This is a genomic window from Glaciimonas sp. GG7, assembly GCF_052976905.1.
Genome location: NZ_JBRIIQ010000019.1, coordinates 1 through 20,299, shown reverse-complemented (window position 1 = coordinate 20,299; position 20,299 = coordinate 1). Strand labels below are relative to the sequence as shown.

Annotated in this window: 12 protein-coding genes and 1 other RNA gene; 5 read left to right on the top strand and 8 right to left on the bottom strand. The window is 52.1% G+C overall.

The genetic code is table 11. The features are described from left to right. Window positions 1-65: 65 nt before the first annotated feature. The 7 genes from ACVBEF_RS06960 to gyrA all read right to left on the bottom strand — a co-directional run bounded on the left by ACVBEF_RS06960 (window position 66) and on the right by gyrA (window position 12,240). Window positions 66-3,608: a DEAD/DEAH box helicase gene (locus tag ACVBEF_RS06960; protein WP_447123210.1), complete on the bottom strand. Its 3,543-nt coding sequence runs from the start codon at window positions 3,606-3,608 to the stop codon at window positions 66-68. Window positions 3,609-3,614: 6 nt separating this feature from the next. Next, window positions 3,615-4,949 carry a 3-phosphoshikimate 1-carboxyvinyltransferase gene (gene aroA / locus ACVBEF_RS06955; RefSeq protein WP_447123246.1) on the bottom strand — a complete coding sequence of 445 codons (1,335 nt, stop codon included), beginning with the start codon at window positions 4,947-4,949 and terminating at the stop codon, window positions 3,615-3,617. An 11-nt stretch (window positions 4,950-4,960) separates the two neighbouring features. Beyond that, window positions 4,961-5,860, bottom strand: a complete 900-nt coding sequence (locus ACVBEF_RS06950) for a prephenate dehydrogenase (protein ID WP_447123209.1) — start codon at window positions 5,858-5,860, stop codon at window positions 4,961-4,963. Window positions 5,861-5,922: 62 nt separating this feature from the next. Beyond that, entirely contained in the window at window positions 5,923-7,029 is a 1,107-nt protein-coding gene (hisC, locus tag ACVBEF_RS06945) for a histidinol-phosphate transaminase (RefSeq protein WP_447123208.1), read from the bottom strand. A 50-nt stretch (window positions 7,030-7,079) separates the two neighbouring features. After that, window positions 7,080-8,153, bottom strand: coding sequence for a prephenate dehydratase (gene pheA / locus ACVBEF_RS06940; RefSeq protein WP_447123207.1), 1,074 nt, complete (start codon window positions 8,151-8,153; stop codon window positions 7,080-7,082). A gap of 109 nt (window positions 8,154-8,262) precedes the next feature. Then, entirely contained in the window at window positions 8,263-9,375 is a 1,113-nt protein-coding gene (gene serC / locus ACVBEF_RS06935; protein WP_447123206.1) for a 3-phosphoserine/phosphohydroxythreonine transaminase, read from the bottom strand. A 171-nt stretch (window positions 9,376-9,546) separates the two neighbouring features. Next, window positions 9,547-12,240, bottom strand: a complete 2,694-nt coding sequence (gene gyrA / locus ACVBEF_RS06930) for a DNA gyrase subunit A (protein ID WP_447123205.1) — start codon at window positions 12,238-12,240, stop codon at window positions 9,547-9,549. 624 nt (window positions 12,241-12,864) lie between these two features. On the opposite strand from gyrA, the gene ompA reads away from it, so the two are divergent. The 4 genes from ompA (at window position 12,865) to ACVBEF_RS06910 (ending at window position 18,925) form a co-directional block, all read left to right on the top strand. Continuing rightward, complete coding sequence (ompA, locus tag ACVBEF_RS06925) at window positions 12,865-13,500, top strand: outer membrane protein OmpA (protein WP_447123204.1); 636 nt, start codon at window positions 12,865-12,867, stop codon at window positions 13,498-13,500. A gap of 118 nt (window positions 13,501-13,618) precedes the next feature. After that, window positions 13,619-14,314: a bifunctional 2-polyprenyl-6-hydroxyphenol methylase/3-demethylubiquinol 3-O-methyltransferase UbiG gene (gene ubiG, locus ACVBEF_RS06920; RefSeq protein WP_447123203.1), complete on the top strand. Its 696-nt coding sequence runs from the start codon at window positions 13,619-13,621 to the stop codon at window positions 14,312-14,314. A gap of 61 nt (window positions 14,315-14,375) precedes the next feature. Next, window positions 14,376-15,047, top strand: a complete 672-nt coding sequence (locus tag ACVBEF_RS06915; RefSeq protein WP_447123202.1) for an HAD family hydrolase — start codon at window positions 14,376-14,378, stop codon at window positions 15,045-15,047. 161 nt (window positions 15,048-15,208) lie between these two features. Then, window positions 15,209-18,925: a DUF748 domain-containing protein gene (locus ACVBEF_RS06910; protein ID WP_447123201.1), complete on the top strand. Its 3,717-nt coding sequence runs from the start codon at window positions 15,209-15,211 to the stop codon at window positions 18,923-18,925. Between the two features lie 47 nt (window positions 18,926-18,972). Here ACVBEF_RS06910 and ACVBEF_RS06905 read toward each other — a convergent pair whose 3' ends face one another. After that, window positions 18,973-19,341, bottom strand: coding sequence for a hypothetical protein (locus tag ACVBEF_RS06905; RefSeq protein WP_447123200.1), 369 nt, complete (start codon window positions 19,339-19,341; stop codon window positions 18,973-18,975). 520 nt (window positions 19,342-19,861) lie between these two features. Between ACVBEF_RS06905 and ssrA the strand changes: the two genes are divergently transcribed. Continuing rightward, window positions 19,862-20,224, top strand: a transfer-messenger RNA (tmRNA) gene (gene ssrA, locus ACVBEF_RS06900). The last annotated feature ends 75 nt before the right edge of the window (window positions 20,225-20,299 follow it).

Genomic DNA, 20,299 nt, shown 5'->3' with positions numbered 1-20,299 from the left:
CACCGGCTTTTTCACACTTAATGCAAAAATATTGCATGAAAAAGCGGTCTTTCAACCCAATGTTCTTAATCCAACGGTGCAAAAATAGCCTGCAAATCTTCCGCAGTCAGCTTCAAACTCAACGCCTCCCCGCTAGTGCCCAATATAGCGTTAGCCAGCGCCGCCTTCTTACCTTGCAAAGCCTGAATTTTTTCTTCGACCGTGCCTTTAGCGATGAGCTTGTACACAAACACCGGCTTATCCTGACCAATTCGCCAGGCGCGGTCGGTAGCTTGCAATTCCGCAGCAGGATTCCACCAGGGATCGTAATGAATCACGGTGTCGGCAGCGGTCAGATTCAAGCCGACGCCACCAGCTTTAAGACTAATCAAAAATACCGGTACTTCCCCGCTCTGAAATGAACGCACTACTGCTGCGCGATCTTTCGTTTCGCCCGTCAGTAATGCGTAACTAATATCGACGGCGGTAAGTGCTTCGGCAATCAAGGCGAGCATGCTGGTGAACTGCGAGAAGATCAAAATACGTCGGTCTTCCTCACGCAACTCCACCACCATTTCCATTAATTCCAACAACTTGGCCGAAGGCACAGTCGATGTACGACCATCCTCCACCTTCGTCGTTTTCACCAATCGTGGATCGCAACATGCCTGCCGCAATTTCAGCAATGCTTCCAAAATAATGATCTGACTACGCGCCACGCCTTTACTCTCAATCGCAGCACGGACTTTTTTATCCATCGCCAGACGCACTGTTTCATATAAATCCCGCTGCGCACCAGAAAGCTCTACATGGCGCACCATTTCCGTTTTGGGCGGTAATTCACTAGCCACGGCATCCTTGGTTCTACGCAATAAAAAAGGCTTAATGCGGCGCACCAGCAAGGCTCTGCGGTCATCGTCGGCGTACTTTTCTATCGGCGTGCGGAAGTCCCGATTGAAGTCTTTTTCTGAGCCCAATAACCCCGGCAGCAAGAAATGAAACTGCGACCATAATTCACCTAAGTGATTTTCGAGCGGGGTTCCCGTCAGACACAAGCGATGTCGGGCTTTAATTAAGGCTGCGCTTTGGGCCGCCTTTGAGCGCGCATTTTTAATGTAATGCGCTTCATCCAGAATCAACAAATGATAATCGTGCGCACGCAACCGCTCTTCGTCGCGCGGCAAGAGCGCATAGGTCGTCAACACCACGTCGTAGTCGCCGATGTGATCAAAATAAGCGAGCCGCTCTTTGCCCTGCAGCACCAATACTTTCAGTGACGGAGCAAAGCGCTCCGCCTCTTCCCGCCAGTTCGCCATCAAACTCGTCGGCGCGACGATCAACGCCGGGGAGGTCAAACGTCCCGCATTCTTTTCGATCAAAATATGCGCCAACGCCTGAATGGTTTTTCCCAGCCCCATATCGTCAGCCAAAATCCCGGCAAAATCATATTCACGCAGAAACTGCATCCAGGACAAACCCTCGCGCTGATAGTCGCGCAAGCTTGCCTGCAATCCGTCGGGCACAGCAACTTGTTGAACGCCTCCGAAGCTATTGAGCTTCTGTCCCAATTGGCGCAAGCGCTCACCACCCATCCAGCGCAGTTCAGCACTCCCCTCCAACTCAGCAAGCCGCGCCGCATCCAGCACGGAAAGCCGCACTGAATCGCCGAGTTTATCGGTGAAATATAGCTCCCCCAGCGTCGTCAAAATCGGCTTAATTCGCCCCCACGGCAACGCCACGCGCTGTCCGCTTTCCAGCTCCACCAGAAACTCGTCACTGTCATCACGCTGTGCCAAGGCCCGCTGATTAAAGTCATCCGGAGCCTGACGAATCAGATCAATCAATAACGGCAGCAAAGAAACGCGCTCGTTATTAATGACGATCCCTAACGCCAGATCGAACCAGGGATTACCCTGCTGATCGGCGCTGGCCTCCTGAATGTCGGCATACCAATCGTCGATATCGGTCAAATCAAAACGATAATCGGCTGTTTTATCGATCCGCCACCCCGCCGCGCTCAAAGCGGGGATACCGTGTTTCGCAAAGCGTAACCATGCGGCCTCTTCAGTCATCAGGAAGGCATCTTGTCGCGGTCCGGAAAAATGCTCGCTATCTTGTACTGCGTGAAAATGGTGATCCAGCAATAGTTGGTGAGCCGCATTTTCCAGGGCCTGATTGCGGATAATTCGCTCAATCCCTGACGCGCCATTGCGCTGAAATGAAGGACTAAATTGGGCAGAAACAATCATTCTGTCGTAGACAAAAGATAGTTGCGCAAAGTCCCCCCGCACACCTTTATCGAACGGCAGGTTACCCAAAACCAATCTCGGTTGCGGCGTAATCGATTCCAGAATAGAAAATGGCACCTCAACAGGCAACGGGATCACATCGCTCACGCCCTGCGCAAGCAATAACTGCGCGACTTGCAGCTTATTACCGGCATCAAGCAAGGGCGCTTGCGCCACCAAATTGATCAACGCATCTTGCGCAATTTTTTGAAAAATCGACGGCAACGTCAGTTCGCCGCAAGACAAATTATTGATATACCAAGGCGGTACAGTCGGCAAAACATAATCAATCGTCTCCCCGCGCTCCGACGGCAAGTCGGTACCGATATCGGTGGCAGACGTAGAATCGGACGCAAATTTCCAGACCAGTTTCGAGACCTCACGCGGCATCTCCGGCGATTTCGCCGCTTTGCCGGCAGGTCGGGCCCATTTCATATGCGGCGCATCGCGCGGCTCGTCTAAGGATTCTTCTTGTCGCTGTTCATCCCACTCCAAGGTCGCAGTGCGCGGGGGCGACAACGACAGAAAATGTGCTTGCCCTTTGCTGAGATCAACAGGGGAGTTCGCCCATAGCAGGTTATTTTTCTCGAGTAACAGACGCAATAATTGCGCGCCCAGCTTGCCGCTTAACTCACAGTTATTTTGCTGACTTTGGGATTGATAATACGGCGCACTTTGCTGCTTACGATTGAGCAAGGCAAGGAACAAACTCACCGCATCCTGATCGATCTCTTTTTCAAACTCGCGCATGGCGGTAAAAAAATTATAACTATCACTCAGCGGTTTGACCGAACTAAAACGACCATCTTTACGCAGCCGCGCTTTACACAAAGAAAGTAAAACCTGCTTGCCGTTTTGAACCGGAACCAATGCAAAAACAAGCCGATGCGCCGAAGCAACAGGAGCAGGAACGGATTGCATCGCCATTGCCATCGGCTTGACGACCAATTCATCCTCTACGCGCTGCAACCAGTTACCGATGAGGCGCGGCAATAGCGCGACGGATGGATGCGCTTGATTTTCTGCCCGAGTGAATGAAACCTCAGTTGGAATACCCTCATCTTCTAAATATTGAATGAGGACTGCAACGACATGCTTGCAGTTATAGCCAACGGGACAACTGCAGCCGCCTTCTAAATAGACATTCCCATCATCATCGGCCAACTCAATGCACTGGTGGTACATGCTTTTGCCACTTCCCAGAACACGTCCGAGCAGTGTCTCTTCCTGCACAACAATGCTGATTACCCGCTGCTGCCTGACATATTCCTGAGCGCGTTCAATGGTTGCAAGCGTGGCTAATTCAAAGACATCTTCGATCGAAAAAGGAGTATTGAGCATGTCGCCTTACAGTAAAGTTTGCTCAGCGAGCTTGGCAAAAACATCAAAATAATCAGGGAACGTTTTTGCTACACATTTCGGATCATCAATACGTACTGTCGTACCGCGCAGCGCAGCGCCATCGAGCGCCGCCAAAGAGAAGCACATCGCCATACGATGATCGTCGTAGGTTGCTATCGTGGCCGGTTGCATCACAGTCGGCGGCGTCACGCGCAAATAATCCTCGCCCTCTTCGACTATCGCGCCGAGCTTGCGTAGTTCAGTCGCCATCGCGCTCAAGCGGTCGGTTTCCTTCACGCGCCAGCTGGCTATGTTACGTAAAGTACTAGGACCATCGGCATATAACGCCGCCACTGCGATGGTCATTGCCGCATCAGGAATGTGATTAAAGTCAGCGTCAATCGCTTTCAATACGCCCGTTGAAGAGACTTCGATCCAGTTATCGCCCATCGTGATGTCTGCGCCCATCTGTTGCAGCGCTTCAACAAAACGCACATCGCCCTGAATACTATTTTTACCAACGCCCTCAACCCTGACCGGGCCACCAGTGATCGCGCCAGCTGCCAGAAAGTAAGAAGCCGATGAAGCGTCCCCCTCGACATGAATCGTGGCCGGACTTTGATATTGCTGTCCGGCAGCCACAGTGAATGATTGCCAGTCGTCGCGTGCAACAGTGACACCAAAACGCTGCATCAGATTGAGGGTAATTTCAATATACGGCTTAGAAATCAACTCGCCAATGACATCGATCGTGACCGCCTGATCTTTCGCGATCAGCGGTGCGGCCATCAATAATGCGGTTAAAAATTGGCTCGATACATTGCCGCGTACCGACATCCGGTGCGCATGCAACTGACCACGTTGGATGTGCAATGGCGGATAGCCGGGAACACCGGTATAGGCAATCCGCGTACCGATGGCATTCAAGGCATCGACCAGATCACCGATAGGCCGCTCGTGCATACGCGCCACGCCGTGCAACGTATAGTCGCCGCCCATCGCCGCCAATGCCGCAGTTAAAGGACGAATCGCAGTCCCGGCATTGCCCATAAACAAGTCGGCCTGATGCGTAGGAAAACGTCCGGCGCAACCTTGCACGGTATAGCGTTGCGTATCCTCGTCCTGCTCCCAGTTGACGCCCAATTGCTTCAACGCCATCAGCATCACCAGCGTGTCGTCGGACGCCAGCAAGTCGAGAATCTCTGTCGTGCCGTTGGCGAGGGCTGCCAACAACAAAGTACGATTAGAAATACTTTTTGAGCCGGGTAATTTCACCGTGCCCTGGCATTTTGCAACCGGATGTACATCGATATATTCCGGGTAGTGCTTGGCTTGTTTCATTTTCTTATCCATTAATCTCCACCTTCCTTATTCTGTTTTTCCGCCGCTTCTATGGCGCTAATCCAATGTTGGCGCGCTTGTTGCGCGTTCCGATAAATCGCCTCCAGACCTGCACCATCCCGCGCTGCCAGCAAGCCGCGCAACTGCGTCAGCTTGACCTGATAAGCGTCCAGCTCTTGCAGCAGCGCATCCTGATTCGCCAGTGAAATATCGCGCCACATTTCCGGCGATGATCCAGCGATACGGGTGAAGTCGCGAAATCCGCTGGCGGCATACTGAAACAGCACATCGGCATGCGGTTTATTGGCAATATCGTCGACCAGCGCGTAGGCCAAAAGATGCGGCAAATGACTCACCGAGGCAAACACCAGATCGTGCTGCGCGGCTGAAAGACAGTGTATGTGCGCGCCGCACAGTTGCCATGCATCGGCAACGCGCTGTATGTTTTCGGCGCTGTTTTCAGGCAATGGCGTGAGCACGACTTTTTTGCCGATATATAAACTCACGATCGCTGCATCAGGACCATTACTTTCGCGCCCGGCAATCGGGTGACCGGGTACAAACTGACTAATTTTTTCGCTTAGCGCCAAGCGGGCAGACGCTTCAACATCGCCTTTGGTACTTCCGGCATCGGTGACGATGGTTCGGGCTTGCAAATACGGCGCAATACTGGCGAGTATTGCGCCGGTTTGGGCCACTGGCGCAGCAATCAACACCAGATCGGCGTCCGCTACAGCGTCCGCAGGCGAGGTCGCGATGGCGTCAATCATACCGAGTTCCAGCGCACGTTGTAACGATGCCAGACTGCGTCCCGCACCCACAACTTGCGCAACCGCACCGGCCTGTTTGAGCGCCAACGCAAACGATCCTCCTATGAGGCCAACGCCAAAAATAGCAATTTTCTTAAACACGATGAAGGATTGAGCAGAGGGTGAGTGAAAGGTTAGATTTTAGTGATGACGACGCAACACCATCAAGCCATCAAGGCTTGCAACGCGGCGATAAAGGCAGCATTTTCATGCGGCAGCCCTATCGTGATGCGCAGCCATTGCGGCAAGCCGTAATTTCCGACCGGGCGCACAATAATTCCCTGCTTCAACAACGCCAGATTGACCCGCGCGCCCGCGCCCTCATCTTCACCAACCTTGACCATGACGAAGTTACCGAACGACGGCACGTAAGTCAGCTTCAACGCATCGAACGCCGCCGTCAACTGCGCATAACCGTCGGTATTAACTTGGGCGCTATGTTGCAAGAATGGCTGATCATTGAGCGCGGCAACTGCAGCTGCTTGCGCTAACGAATTAACATTGAATGGCTGACGAATACGGTTAAGCAAATCCGTGATCGCAGGCTGCGCGATACAGAAGCCGATCCGCAAACCAGCCAATCCATAGGCTTTCGACATCGTGCGCGACACCAGCAAATTCGGATAGCGACGCACCCAGGCAATGGCATCAAATTGCAGCTCAGGCGGCAGATATTCGTTATAGGCCTCATCAAGCACCACGACAACGTTCGACGGCACACGCTGCAAGAAAGCATCAATTTCAGCAGCAGGAATAAAAGTGCCGGTCGGATTATTCGGATTAGCGATAAAAATGAGCCGTGTGTCATCCGTAATCGCCGCCGCCATCGCCTGCAAATCATGACCGAAGTCTTTGGCCGGCACCACGATTGCGCGTGCGCCAACCGCCTGTGTCGCTAACGCATAGACCAGAAATGAATACTCGGCATACATCGTGGCTTGCCCCTGCTGCACAAAGGCGTGCGTGGCCAGTTCCAGAATGTCATTGCTGCCGTTGCCCAGCGTAATCCAATCCGCAGGAACATCGTATTTGGCCATGATCGCGGCCTTCAGATCGAACCCGTTGGCGTCTGGATAGCGGCCGATATCGGCGACCGCGGCTTGCATCGCTAATCTGGCGGACTCCGGCATGCCTAGCGGATTTTCATTCGAGGCAAGTTTAATAATCTTCGCTTCATCGAGACCGAATTCACGCGCTACTTCAGCGATCGGTTTGCCGCCTTGATACGGGGCGATGGCACGAACATACTCTGGACCAAGTTGAATCGACATCGTGGGCTTTCTATAGAAATGATAAGAAAAGTGTAGGTGAATTATGCATATTAAAGACTCAGCGGGTATGACCCCAGCAACTTGAAAAACGCCGCATTTTGCTTCAGTTCAGCCAACGCCTTGGCAACCTTTTCATCCTGCTCGTGGCCTTCGACATCGACGTAAAAATAATATTCCCAAGCGCCCATGCGCGCTGGCCGCGATTCAAAACGGCTCATCGACACACCGTGCGTGGCCAGTGGCGACAACAAACTGTAGACCGCGCCCGCTTTGTTCGGCACCGACAGCACCAATGAGGTCTGATCCTTACCGCTAGGCGTAGTCTGCAAGCGACCCACCACCGCAAAACGGGTGCGGTTGTGCGGGTCATCCTGAATATGTGCACTGACAATTTGCAAGCCATAAGTTTGCGCGGCAAGCTCGCCTGCGATACCGGCAACGGTCGGATCTTCGCTCGCCATGCGCGCAGCTTCGGCGTTGGAGGCCACCGCCAGTCGTTCGATATTGGGATAATGCTGATTGAGCCAGGCATTACATTGCGCCAATGCTTGTGAATGCGCGCAAATGCGCGTCACGCGATCCGTCGTTCCGTCTTTGGTCATCAGGCTGTGATGCACCGGAATCGCCACTTCGCCGCTAATGCGCAATGTCGTTTGCAGCAGCAAATCCAGCGTGCGATTGATGACGCCTTCAGATGAATTCTCAATCGGCACTACGCCGAAATCGGCGGTTCCGGCTTCTGCGGCACGAAACACTTCGTCAATCGATACACATGCCAGACCGTCTACCGCATGACCGAATTGCTGATACACGGCCTGTTCGCTAAAGGTGCCCGTAGGGCCGAGATAGGCGACGGTAACGCGCTTCTCCAGCGCCCGGCAAGCAGACATCACTTCTCGGAAAATCGTTTGCACATCGCCCGATTGCAACGGCCCCGGATTGCGATCTGCGACGCTACGCAGGACTTGCGCCTCGCGCTCCGGTCGGAACACCGGGGCATTTGTCTGGGCTTTTACATGCCCCACTTCTTGCGCTAACTGAGCGCGACGATTAAGCAAGACCAGAATTTGCGCGTCAATGTCGTCGATTTTCTGGCGTAACGGAAGAAGTTTTTCCTGGATCATGATGAGTGTGGTTGCGTCGCTTTTTTATTACGCTATTGCGTTAATGCATGCAGCCCAAGATGACTGTGGTGAAGGGCTTAATAACAGCCCTGTTCACCGTTAGCCAAGGTTAGCCATGCCGCTTTTCAAACTCTTTCAAATAGGCCACCAGCGCCTCGACACCGGCCATGGGCATCGCGTTGTAAATGGATGCGCGCATACCACCGACCGACTTATGCCCTTTTAGCTGCAACAAACCGTGTTCTTTGGCACCGCTCAAGAAATCCTGATTCTGTGACTCGTCGCGCAAAAAGAACGGGACGTTCATGCGCGAGCGGCAGTCTGCCGCCACTTTGGTTTGATAAAAGGCCGTGGAATCCAGATAGTCGTACAGCAACGCGGCCTTGGCGATATTCTTTTGTTCCATCACCGCCACACCGCCTTGCCGCTTGAGCCACTGAAAGACTAGTCCAGCGATATAGATCGCGTAAGTCGGCGGCGTGTTGTACATGGAGTCGTTATCGGCCACGTTTTTCCAGTCGAAGGCCGACGGGCAAGCTGGCATGGCGTGGCCCAGTAAATCTTCTCGCACCACAACGATAGTCAGGCCAGCCGGGCCAATATTTTTTTGTGCGCCGCCATAGATGACGCCGTATTGAGAGACGTCCACCGGGCGCGACAAAATGTGTGAGGACATATCAGCCACGATGGGCGCGCCATTGGTGTCGATAGCGACTTCGGGCGTAAATTGATATTCGACGCCGTCGATGGTTTCGTTGGTACAAATATGGACGTAAGCGGCATCCATCGACAACTGCCAGCGCGCGCGCGGTGGAATCTGCGCAAATTGTTGCGGCTCTGACGAGGCGGCGATATTGACCTTGCAATAGCGCTGGGCTTCTTTAATCGACTTGCTTGACCAAGTGCCTGTGTTCACATAATCGGCGATACCGGGGAGCGACTTGTCGGCACTCAGACGGGACGCCAGATTCATCGGAATAATGGCATTCTCGGCAATCGCTCCGCCTTGCAAAAATAACACTTTATAGTTAGCTGGAATGTCCAATAACTCACGAAAATCGCGCTGGGCGTTTTCTAGTATTGACATAAATTCATTGCCGCGATGACTCATTTCCATCACCGACATCCCGCTACCATGCCAATCCAGCATTTCAGCAGCAGCTTGTTGCAGCACTTCTTTGGGCAATACGGCAGGACCAGCGGAAAAATTAAAAATCGTCATATTGGCACTCGGCAATGAAAGCTGGGGACAGCGAGATTTTTTGGAAAACTACTTAAAACAGAAGATGTATTCATGTCACGTTGCGAACCAAACGATAAACCGGTCAAGCAGGAGAATCCTGCTCAACCGGTTTTTACGAGCGCAGTTTTATGTACACGCGCTGACATACGATTACTCGGCGTCAGCAGGACCGCCTTCTTTACCGGCGGCGCTGTCATCTTCACCAACACCATCTGTATTAGCATCGGCCGCCGGGACTTCTGCACTATCTTCGACCACTTCTTCAACGTCACTTTCCATCACGCGCTGCAGACCGCTCAGCTTAGTGCCATCTTCCACCGCGATCAGCGTCACGCCTTGTGTGGCCCGCCCCATCTCGCGAATCTCAGCAACACGCGTGCGTATCAATACGCCGCCGGTAGTGATAAGGATAATTTCATCGCTAGGATCAACCAGCGTGGCGGCAACAACCTTGCCGTTACGCTCACTGGTTTGAATCGCGATCATTCCTTTTGTACCGCGGCCATGACGGGTGTACTCAGTGATCGGAGTACGTTTCCCGTAACCGTTTTCAGTCGCGGTCAAAACCGATTGCTGTTCGTTTTCGGCAACCAGCAAAGCGATGACTTGCTGACCGTCTTCCAGGTTCATACCGCGCACACCGCGTGCAGTACGGCCCATTGGACGGACATCGTTTTCGTCAAAGCGCACAGCCTTGCCAGAGTCGGAGAACAGCATGACATCATGCTGTCCGTCGGTCAGCGCAGCACCAATCAGGAAATCGCCCTCATCGAGATCAACGGCAATAATCCCGGCTTTACGCGGATTACTAAAGTCCGATAAAGGGGTCTTTTTGACCGTACCAAGACTGGTCGACATAAAGATGTAACGGTCTTCCGGGAAGCTACGGTTGTCGCCTGACAATGGCAAGACGACCGTGATTTTTTCGCCGTCTTGCAACGGGAACATATTCACAATCGGTTTACCGCGTGAATTGCGCGAACCTTGTGGGACTTCCCAGATTTTCAGCCAGTACAGACGACCGCGATTACTGAAACACAAGATGTAGTCGTGCGTATTGCCGACGAACAACTGATCAATCCAATCGTCTTCTTTGGTTGCCATCGCCTGCTTGCCGCGCCCGCCACGCTTTTGCGCGCGGTACTCAGACACTGGCTGCGATTTCATATAGCCGGTGTGCGACAAGGTCACCACCATGTCTTGCGGCGTGATCAAATCTTCCGTGCCGAGATCAGTTGGATTCAATTCAATCTGCGAACGACGCTCATCTTTATTACCGATGCCGTATTCGTTTTTAGCGGCGTTCATTTCGTCGGTGATGATGACGGTAACGCGCTCTGGGTTCGCCAAAATATCAAGTAAGTCAGCGATGGTCACCATCACGTCTTTGTACTCGTTGACAATCTTGTCCTGCTCCAGACCGGTCAGGCGTTGCAAACGCATTTGCAGAATTTCTTGCGCCTGATCGTCCGACAATTTATACAAACCATCGGTTTGGATACCGTAATGTAGCGGCAGATTTTCCGGACGGAAAGCATTGATGCCGCCGGTATTTTCAGCACCGGTACGTTGCAGCATATCGCGCACAACGGACGAATCCCATGACCGCTCCATCAAGCCCGCTTTCGCCACAGGCGGCGTCGGCGCTGCTTTGATGATGGCAATGAAATCGTCAATATTAGCTAACGCAACCGCCAAACCTTCAAGTACATGACCGCGTTCACGCGCCTTGCGCAACTCAAAGACGGTACGGCGTGTAACAACTTCGCGCCGATGCGACAGAAAGCATTCAAGCATTTGCTTCAGATTCAGCAATTTAGGCTGACCATCCACCAACGCCACCATGTTCATGCCGAAGGTGTCTTGCAATTGCGTTTGCTTGTACAGGTTATTAAGTACAACTTCAGCCACTTCGCCGCGCTTGAGTTCGATCACGACGCGCATGCCCGATTTGTCAGACTCATCGCGCAGATCGGAAATACCTTCGAGCTTTTTGTCGCGCACCAATTCGGCGATCCGTTCCAGCAGCGCCTTCTTATTCACTTGATAAGGCAACTCATCAATGATGATCGCGGTGCGACCTTCACGGCCATATTCTTCGAAATGTGTCTTAGCGCGCATCACGACCCGGCCACGGCCGGTGCGATAACCGTCCCGTACGCCGGAGACGCCATAAATAATCCCGGCAGTCGGGAAATCCGGCGCTGGAATAATTTCGATCAGCTCATCGATCGTTACACCCGGATTGCGCAATACGTGCAGCGCGCCGTTAATGACTTCCGTGATGTTGTGCGGGGGAATATTGGTTGCCATACCGACCGCAATACCAGACGAGCCATTGATGAGCAGGTTGGGGATACGCGTAGGCAAAACCGACGGCTCTTTTTCCTTGCCATCATAGTTAGGCACGAAATCCACGGTATCTTTATCGATATCGGCGAGGATTTCACTGGCGATTTTATCCAGGCGGCACTCGGTGTAACGCATAGCAGCTGCGCCGTCGCCATCAATCGAACCAAAGTTACCCTGACCATCGACGAGCATGTAGCGCAACGAAAAGTTCTGCGCCATCCGCACCAAAGTATCGTAAATCGATTGATCGCCGTGAGGGTGGTACTTACCCATGACTTCCCCAACTACACGCGCACATTTGACGTAAGGGCGATTCCAGACATTATTCATTTCGTGCATGGCGAACAAGACCCGGCGATGCACAGGCTTGAGACCATCGCGCACATCCGGCAGCGCACGACCGACGATGACGCTCATGGCGTAATCGAGGTAACTCTTGCGCATTTCTTCTTCGAGGGAAATCGGTATTGTTTCTTTAGCGAATTGATCCATTAGCGAGTCGGTGCGTCTTTACTTAGGTTGATAGATCACGGATAAAGCTGACCCAAGGCCGGACATTCTGCTTCAACAACGAGGGATGACAAGGATAGTTGTACCTTGGATCATCGATCCTGATCGAAAATGCGGCCAAAGGTAGACATTAGGACGCGTGATTTTAGCACGAGGCGCCCTCTATTCGGCTTTTCTGCGCACGTCAAGGATAGCCAAAACTATCCCAACAATTATGCATACCAAGAATCACTAGGGGCCACTAATGTCGGACATATAAATGTGTCCACGAAAACTTCTACGGTGATTAAATTAATAAATTAGAAAATATTATAAAAATGTTATAAATAATTCATTTAATTTAAAAATCCGCTATATGATGTCCTTAAAAGAAATAATCTTCTCACAATATGATGTTGCATGAAAACAACAAAAAATGAGAAACGTACCATAGCTATTTGTCCATCCTTCGCTAGCAATAGAAGGCTGTGGCAGAATGATGCCAAGTTCATTGCGTGTAGATAATTTCACATGTAAAGGGCGTGAATCACGTGGTATTATCCAATTTTTGATGTCGTGTATTAGTTGCGCAGTTAATCTGCGGATATCTCAACCGAGAGGAGAAACATGAATAAATTAGCAAAACTCGTCTTCGCTGCGTCCGCAGTCGTCGCACTGACTGCCTCTGCGCAGGAAATAAAAGATATCCAAGCCAAAACCCCAACTAGCGCTTACTTGCAAGATGCGCGTGGCACTATTGCCCGTGATCCGTACGGTCTGTGCTGGCACACTGGATACTGGACACCTGCTGACTCAGTTCCAGGTTGTGATGGTGAAATAGCGCAAGCTGCACCTCCTGCTGTAGCCCCTCCTGCTCCAGCTGCTCCAGTTGTCATTGCTGCACCAACTTCGCAAAAAGTTACTTTTGCTGCTGATGCATTCTTCGACTTCGACAAAGCTGTCCTGAAGCCAGAAGGCAAAGCAAAGCTGGATGACCTGACTTCTAAACTGGGTGATTTGAACCTGGAAGTCATCATCGCTGTTGGTCATACTGACTCGGTCGGTACTGTTGCCTACAACCAAAAACTGTCGATCCGTCGTGCAGAAGCTGTCAAAGCTTATTTGGTTCACAAAGGTATTGAACAAAACCGCGTCTACACTGAAGGTAAAGGCAAGTCACAACCGGTCGCTGATAACAAGACCGCTGCTGGCCGCGCTAAAAACCGTCGCGTTGAAATCGAAGTGGTTGGTACAACCAAGTAATCGATTCAGTCTCGATCAAAGAACCCTGCTTCGGCGGGGTTTTTTTTCGTCTCAGTTTACGTTTCTTTCTGGCTTAAGGATATCCGCAAAGCCGTAGTTTACAGCTATCATTACGCACATGAACGTTGACCCCTCAGAACTCCAAAAATTCAGTGATCTCGCACACCGATGGTGGGATCCGGATGCTGAATTCCGCCCCTTGCATGAAATCAATCCCCTACGCCTCGAATGGATTAGTGCGCGCGCCGCCTTAGCTGGTAAAAATGTGGTCGATATTGGCTGTGGTGGCGGCATCCTGGCCGAATCGATGGCAAAAAAAGGGGCTAACGTCACAGGCGTCGATTTATCAGAAAAAGCGCTGAAAGTCGCTGATTTGCACGGTCTTGAATCAGGCGTCCAGGTGCGCTACGAAAAAATTGCTGCGGAAGACCTTGCCACTCGGGAAGCCGGTCAGTTTGACGTCGTTACCTGCATGGAAATGCTTGAGCACGTCCCCGATCCTGCCTCCATCGTCCGGGCTTGCGCCACGCTGGTAAAGCCGGGCGGAAAAGTATTTTTCTCCACCCTCAACCGCAATCCGAAAGCGTATTTGTTTGCGATACTCGGCGCTGAATATCTGCTGCGTATGTTGCCAAAAGGTACGCACGACTATGCAAAATTCATTACACCGGCCGAGCTGTCACAATTTTCCCGCAACGCCGGGCTGATCACTGATGGCATCAAAGGGATGAGCTATAACCCCGTTACCCGGGTTTATTCGCTCAATCAGGATGTCAGCGTCAACTATATGATTGCCTGCACCCGACCAGTGTAACGATACAAAGAGGGCTTAACGTCCTCTTCCTCCTCATCCATTTAACAACCTATTTTTGATTATGCCTCTGCCAATACCGCGCGCGATTCTCTTTGACCTTGACGGGACACTTGCCGATACCGCACCGGATTTGGCGGCAGCAATGAACCGCATTCAACATGAACGCGGACTGCCCGCCACTGCCTATGCTGCGTTGCGCCCCTTCGCCTCTGCTGGCGCACGCGGTCTGATCGGCGCTGCTTTCGGCATCAAACCTGGTGAGGATGGTTATGAAGAATTGCGCATCGCGTTTTTGGATAATTACGCAGCAGCATTAGCGGTAAAAAGTCGTCTTTTCGATGACGTACCTGCCCTGCTTCAAGACTTGCATCAGCGCGGTCTGGCATGGGGCATTGTCACCAACAAAGCCGCACGGTTCACCGATCTGCTCGTCCCGCAAATCGGGCTGCAACATGCCGGATGCGTTATTTCCGGCGACACCACAGCCCACCCAAAGCCACATCCGGCACCGTTATTAGAGGCCGCCCGGCGTCTGCACTTACAAGCGCACGAGTGCTGGTACGTCGGGGACGATCTGCGCGACATTCAGGCTGGTCGCGCCGCAGGAATGCCGACAGTCGCTGCCGCATGGGGCTATTGCGGCCACGCCGAACCCACTACATGGGAAGCGGATGCCTTGGCAAATACACCTGCTGAACTCATCGGCCTGATACAGCGCGCCATGACGCAATAAATCCACGCAACATCACGTTTAGCAGTACACAATATCAGTTGCAGCATATGCACGAGGTCGCTGGATAACGTCCGCATATTCTGGCGTACCGTGGCTATTCCAATGGCTATTAACATTCGCTCGCAGTATATTGATGTTGTCGCCCAGCAAGGAATAACAACATGAAAAACTCCCCTCGCCCACTCTGGCTAGCCCGTACTTTGCGTTGGATGCGCTTTACTACGATAGGGTTAGCTATATTGGCTGGCATCAGCTGGCTTGGTATTCCCCCACTGACAAAACATCTGGCAGAGCAGCAGATAGCGCAGCAACTCGGGCGCAAGGCCACGATAGGCAAAATCAGCTTTAATCCGCTGACACTCACGCTCATCGCCACCGATTTCACACTCTATGAGCCCGACCAGATCACGCCGGCTTTTTCTGCTAAAAAGCTACTGGTCGACGCCTCCGTCACGTCCATCTTTCACCTCGCCCCGGTACTACAGCAAGTGACCTTATCCGGACCCAACGTACACATTATTCGCACCAGCGCCGAAGGGATTGGTCGCTATAATTTTTCCGACGTCATCGACCGCATTCTGGCTAAGCCCAAGAGCAAAGAAGAAACGCATTTTTCAGTCTCCAATATTCAACTGGAAAATGGGACCATCATCTTTGACGACAAAGTCACCGACAAGCATGTCAATATTGCCGCCCTGAACATCGGTGTGCCGTACATCTCTAACTTCGCCAATGCAGTCAATGTATTTGTGCAGCCACACCTGTCAATGACCGTCAACGGCGCGCCATTTGCACTCAAAGGACGTTCCAAACCGTTCTCCAACAGTCAAGAAACCGCGCTGGCGATCAACATCGACCAACTCGACGTTGCCAGCTATGTCGGCTTTTCACCCGTGCCGTTGCCCATCGCCATCCAGAGCGCTAAGCTATCGACCGATCTGGACCTGACTTTCATGCGCAATATTGCGGAAAAAAACCAGCCGGAAATCAATCTCTCCGGCGATGTCAAACTCAGCGATATCGCACTTGCCGACAAGGATGCTGCACCATTATTTAAAGCGCAAAAAATAGACGCACACATCAACAAATTTAACCTCCTTACCGTCAATGCCGCCATCGGGAAAATCGCTATTGAGGCACCAGAAGTGTGGGCTGCATTGGATGCAAACGGCAACCTCAATTGGAGTGCCCTTGGTGCATCGACGACCGCATCGGATGCATCCCCTAATCAACACGAATCAAGTACACCCGTCATAAAAACCGATAACCCGGCACCACAATTGACTCTCGACCAATTCACGATTCAAGATGGCACAATCAACTGGTCTGACGCCGCCAACGCCGCACCTGCTTTCAACACCCAACTCAAAAATCTGACGCTAGACGTGAAGCAATTTTCACTCGCAGCCACCGCTCAACCGGCCATCGTTTCGTTGAGTACAGGCACCAATGGCACACAGGAAATCAAATTTGCCGGCAAGATCACACCAGCACCGCTCACTGTCAATGGCGAAGCAAGCCTGGCCGAAGTCTCGCTCGCGCAGTATCAGCCCTATCTGAATAAAGCACTGGCAGCCGACCTTTCTGGCAAGCTTTCCCTCAAAACATTGATCGCCATTAGTGACGGTAAAGTAGCGTTAAATCAAATCGCAGTAGAGATCAACAACGCCAGACTTGCAGCAAAAACAGGCGCCAACGGTAGCGTACACATTAAACAAATCACGCTAGACAACGCTAACGTCGATACCCAGGCCCGCACCTTCAACGCCGCCACCCTGCACCTCGCAGGCATGCAGGCCGACGTGCGCCGCGATGCCAAAGGGAATATCAATCTTCAGCAATTCATCAACAGTGCAGCTCCTGCTGGCAAACAGGAAAAAACACCTTTAAAAACTGCGCCAGCGCCAGAATGGATCGCCACCCTGGATAGTGTGACAGTCACCGATAGCGCCATCGCCTTTAACGACAAAGCAGTGACGCCAGCAGTGAATCTGCGTGCCGATGCGCTTAACCTGAAAATCGAGCACGTTTCCAGCAAGTCCGACAAAACCGTCAACATTGCGCTACTGACCACGCTCAACAAAAGCGGAAAATTAACGCTCAATGGCAGCGCCGCACCTCAGTTCAAGACGCTTGATCTTGCCATTGATGCTCAGAGACTACCGATTGCAGCGCTGCAACCCTACTTCACCGAACTGTTAAATGTCACGCTCAGCACAGGTCAGGCCAACGCCAAAGGCAAACTCCAGCTCACGCCGCCAGCGGGCAAAAAAGACTTGATTGCCCGTTACAACGGCACGCTACGCCTGACTAACTTCCACGTGATCGATAAAGAAAATGGCGCGGACTTCTTGAAATGGAGAACGCTCGATGTCAGCAGCATCAACGCCAGCATCGACGGCCCTCGGCAGAACATCAACCTCGGCAAAATCAGCCTTGACGACCTTTACGCACGCGCTATTCTGTCGCCGGAAGGCAAGCTGAATTTACAAAACATCATCGTATCCACAGCTGGAAAAACAGCCGTCGTCACAGAGCCCGCAACCACATCCGGTCCTAAAAAGAGTGACGACAGTGCAGCGGGAGCGCAAGCTGGCGAAGGCAAAATGATCAAAGGCGATACAACGGCAATACCGCTACCGCCACCCCCACCCAAAACCAACGCGCCAATTATTCGGATAGCGCAAGTTGTATTAAAAAACGGCAACATCAATTTCACCGACAACTTCGTCAAACCCAACTACACCGCCAACATGACGAGCATGAATGGCAGCATCGGTGCGATTGCGTCAGACAAACCTGCACCCGCACCCATCGACCTCAATGGCAAAATCGATAATGACGCGCCAGTGACCATTTCCGGATCCCTTAATCCATTATTTAAGCCCATGTTTGTGGACATCAAAGCCAGCGCCAACGGTGTTGAACTGCCCAGCTTGACGCCCTACGCCGCCAAATATGCAGGCTATGCAATCGTCAAAGGCAAGCTATCGATGGATGTGAACTATAAGGTTGAAGAGCAATTGCTGACCGCGCAAAATCATCTGCGCATAGACCAACTAACGTTCGGCGACAAAATCGATAGCCCTGACGCCACCAAGCTACCGGTACGTTTAGCCGTTGCACTGCTCAAAGACCGCAATGGCCAGATCGATATCAATCTGCCAATTTCCGGCTCACTCTCGGACCCACAATTTTCCGTAGGCGGCATCATCGTGCGCGTCTTCGTCAACCTCATCGTCAAAGCGGTGACCTCACCATTCGCCCTGCTCAGCTCAGCATTCGGCGGCGGTGAAGAACTCGGCTATGCAGAATTCAAGCCCGGCTCAGCCATCTTGACCACCCAGACCAAGGCCAAACTCGACACGCTCACCAAGGCGCTGCTAGACCGCCCAGCATTGAAGCTCGACATCATGGGCCGCGTCGATCCAGTCGCTGATAGCGCAGGCCTGCGTGAAGAAACACTGAACCGCAAGCTAAGTGCATTCAAACAAAAAAGTAGCGCAGCAAAAACCGAGGATACCGAGGCCGACACAGACGCATCGTCGCCAAAAGAAACCGCACTCACCGACGCCGATAAAGCGCAGTTCATGGACAAAGTCTACAAAAGCGAAAAGTTCGACAAGCCACGCAACGCTATCGGCTTCGCCAAATCGTTGCCGGTGCCGGAAATGGCGCAATTGATTCTGACCAATACCAAGGTAACCCCGGATGATTTACGCGCATTGGCAGATCAGCGCGCACAAGCAGTACGCAGCTATCTTGAGACGCAGAGCAAGATTCCGCTGGAACGGATTTTTCTTATCGCGCCCAAGCTCACAGCAGATGGCATCAAAGACAAAGGCGCGCCGAATCGCGTTGATTTTGCGCTGCGATAGGGAGCCGGATTAGAACCGGCCTGTCACCTGATTGATTCAGGCCCGCATCAACGCTCAGTCACCGCAATTGTCGCCCCTTTATCCGGCAACAATTGCGTGCGCACATTTTTCACATCGCCAGCATTAATCGTGAGCACTAATTGACGCTTTTCGCCCGGTACTGACTTGCACGAACTACGCCCGTCAGAGTTATCCACAGCGACAATCTGATCCCCCGCAGGCAAAATAAATGTCGCCCTCTGATCAGCGTCAAATTGATACACCAATTGCTTGTTGAGATACACGCCCATCATGCAGCCCGGATCGGGATGCGTCGGATCGCGAGAAATGACTAATGTTCCGAAACCGACACTGCCCTGCTTATCGCCAGGCATCTTCTCGACAGGTTTAGGAATGGTTATGTTAGCTGTCGGCACCGGATCGCTTTGGACCCTGACCACCTTTTCGGATGGCCCAGATGTAGATGATCCGCATCCAGTTAATGCGAGAGCGATGAGTACAGGGAAAATATAGCGCGTCATTATTATTTACAATTATTGTCAGGAGTTACGTGAGGTAAGCAAATCCGCATCATTGTTTAGACCAGATCGCTACGACGCAGAATGTACGGCCAGGCGGGCGTAACGCCGTATAAACGATTATGCGAGCTACATCAGACAGTATGCAGCGCATACCGTCTCTTAAGCAGGACAAAGAATAACGTACTGGACTAAAAAAAGCGCGCATTGTGCTTCGTATTTCTTTATCAAACGCGGCCCGGCTTCACCCTCTGCTTCAATCTCTGCTTCAATCTCAAAAGTACGCATTTGACATTCATCAGCATGCATTCCACCACTTCAGGCACTACCGGGGTAAAAGTTGCATGAAATGATGAGGCTCGCAAAAGGCTCGCATCTACCACAGGCAACAGAATTGCGCTAGAATGGCTCCTTGCTTGGGGGCGACCTGGTTTCGACGTGGGTTACAAAGCAGTGCAGGGCATACCGAGGGCTGGTCACCTCGTAAATACAACCAGAAAATATCTAACTGCAAACGATAACTCGTACGCACAAGCCGCTTAATAACCGGCTTGCTCTACACCATCTCGTCCCTGGGGTGGGCTGGTAAAACAGCAGTAGAGTCATTTACAGGGAATCGCTTTGAGTCGGGTTACCTGGCTAAAAGTTAAATTTAGGTGACTCGCCTGAACGTAGCGTGTGTGTCCGCGGCGGCTGGGTTAAATCAAATGACAACACTAAGTATGTAGAACTGTCTGTAGAGGATTTGCGGACGCGGGTTCGATTCCCGCCGCCTCCACCAATGAATCGTTTTAAGATGTCCAGCATCATCCAAAAAACCCGCCTTGTGCGGATTTTTTGCTATGCAGTCGGACAG

What these genes read in the sequence shown, in the direction of transcription:
- ACVBEF_RS06960 (WP_447123210.1), bottom strand. Translation starts at nt 3,608, where the DNA reads ATGCTCAATACTCCTTTTTCGATCGAAGATGTCTTTGAATTAGCCACG.
- aroA (WP_447123246.1), bottom strand. Translation starts at nt 4,949, where the DNA reads ATGAAACAAGCCAAGCACTACCCGGAATATATCGATGTACATCCGGTT.
- hisC (WP_447123208.1), bottom strand. Translation starts at nt 7,029, where the DNA reads ATGTCGATTCAACTTGGTCCAGAGTATGTTCGTGCCATCGCCCCGTAT.
- pheA (WP_447123207.1), bottom strand. Translation starts at nt 8,153, where the DNA reads ATGATCCAGGAAAAACTTCTTCCGTTACGCCAGAAAATCGACGACATT.
- serC (WP_447123206.1), bottom strand. Translation starts at nt 9,375, where the DNA reads ATGACGATTTTTAATTTTTCCGCTGGTCCTGCCGTATTGCCCAAAGAA.
- gyrA (WP_447123205.1), bottom strand. Translation starts at nt 12,240, where the DNA reads ATGGATCAATTCGCTAAAGAAACAATACCGATTTCCCTCGAAGAAGAA.
- ompA (WP_447123204.1), top strand. Translation starts at nt 12,865, where the DNA reads ATGAATAAATTAGCAAAACTCGTCTTCGCTGCGTCCGCAGTCGTCGCA.
- ubiG (WP_447123203.1), top strand. Translation starts at nt 13,619, where the DNA reads ATGAACGTTGACCCCTCAGAACTCCAAAAATTCAGTGATCTCGCACAC.
- ACVBEF_RS06915 (WP_447123202.1), top strand. Translation starts at nt 14,376, where the DNA reads ATGCCTCTGCCAATACCGCGCGCGATTCTCTTTGACCTTGACGGGACA.
- ACVBEF_RS06910 (WP_447123201.1), top strand. Translation starts at nt 15,209, where the DNA reads ATGAAAAACTCCCCTCGCCCACTCTGGCTAGCCCGTACTTTGCGTTGG.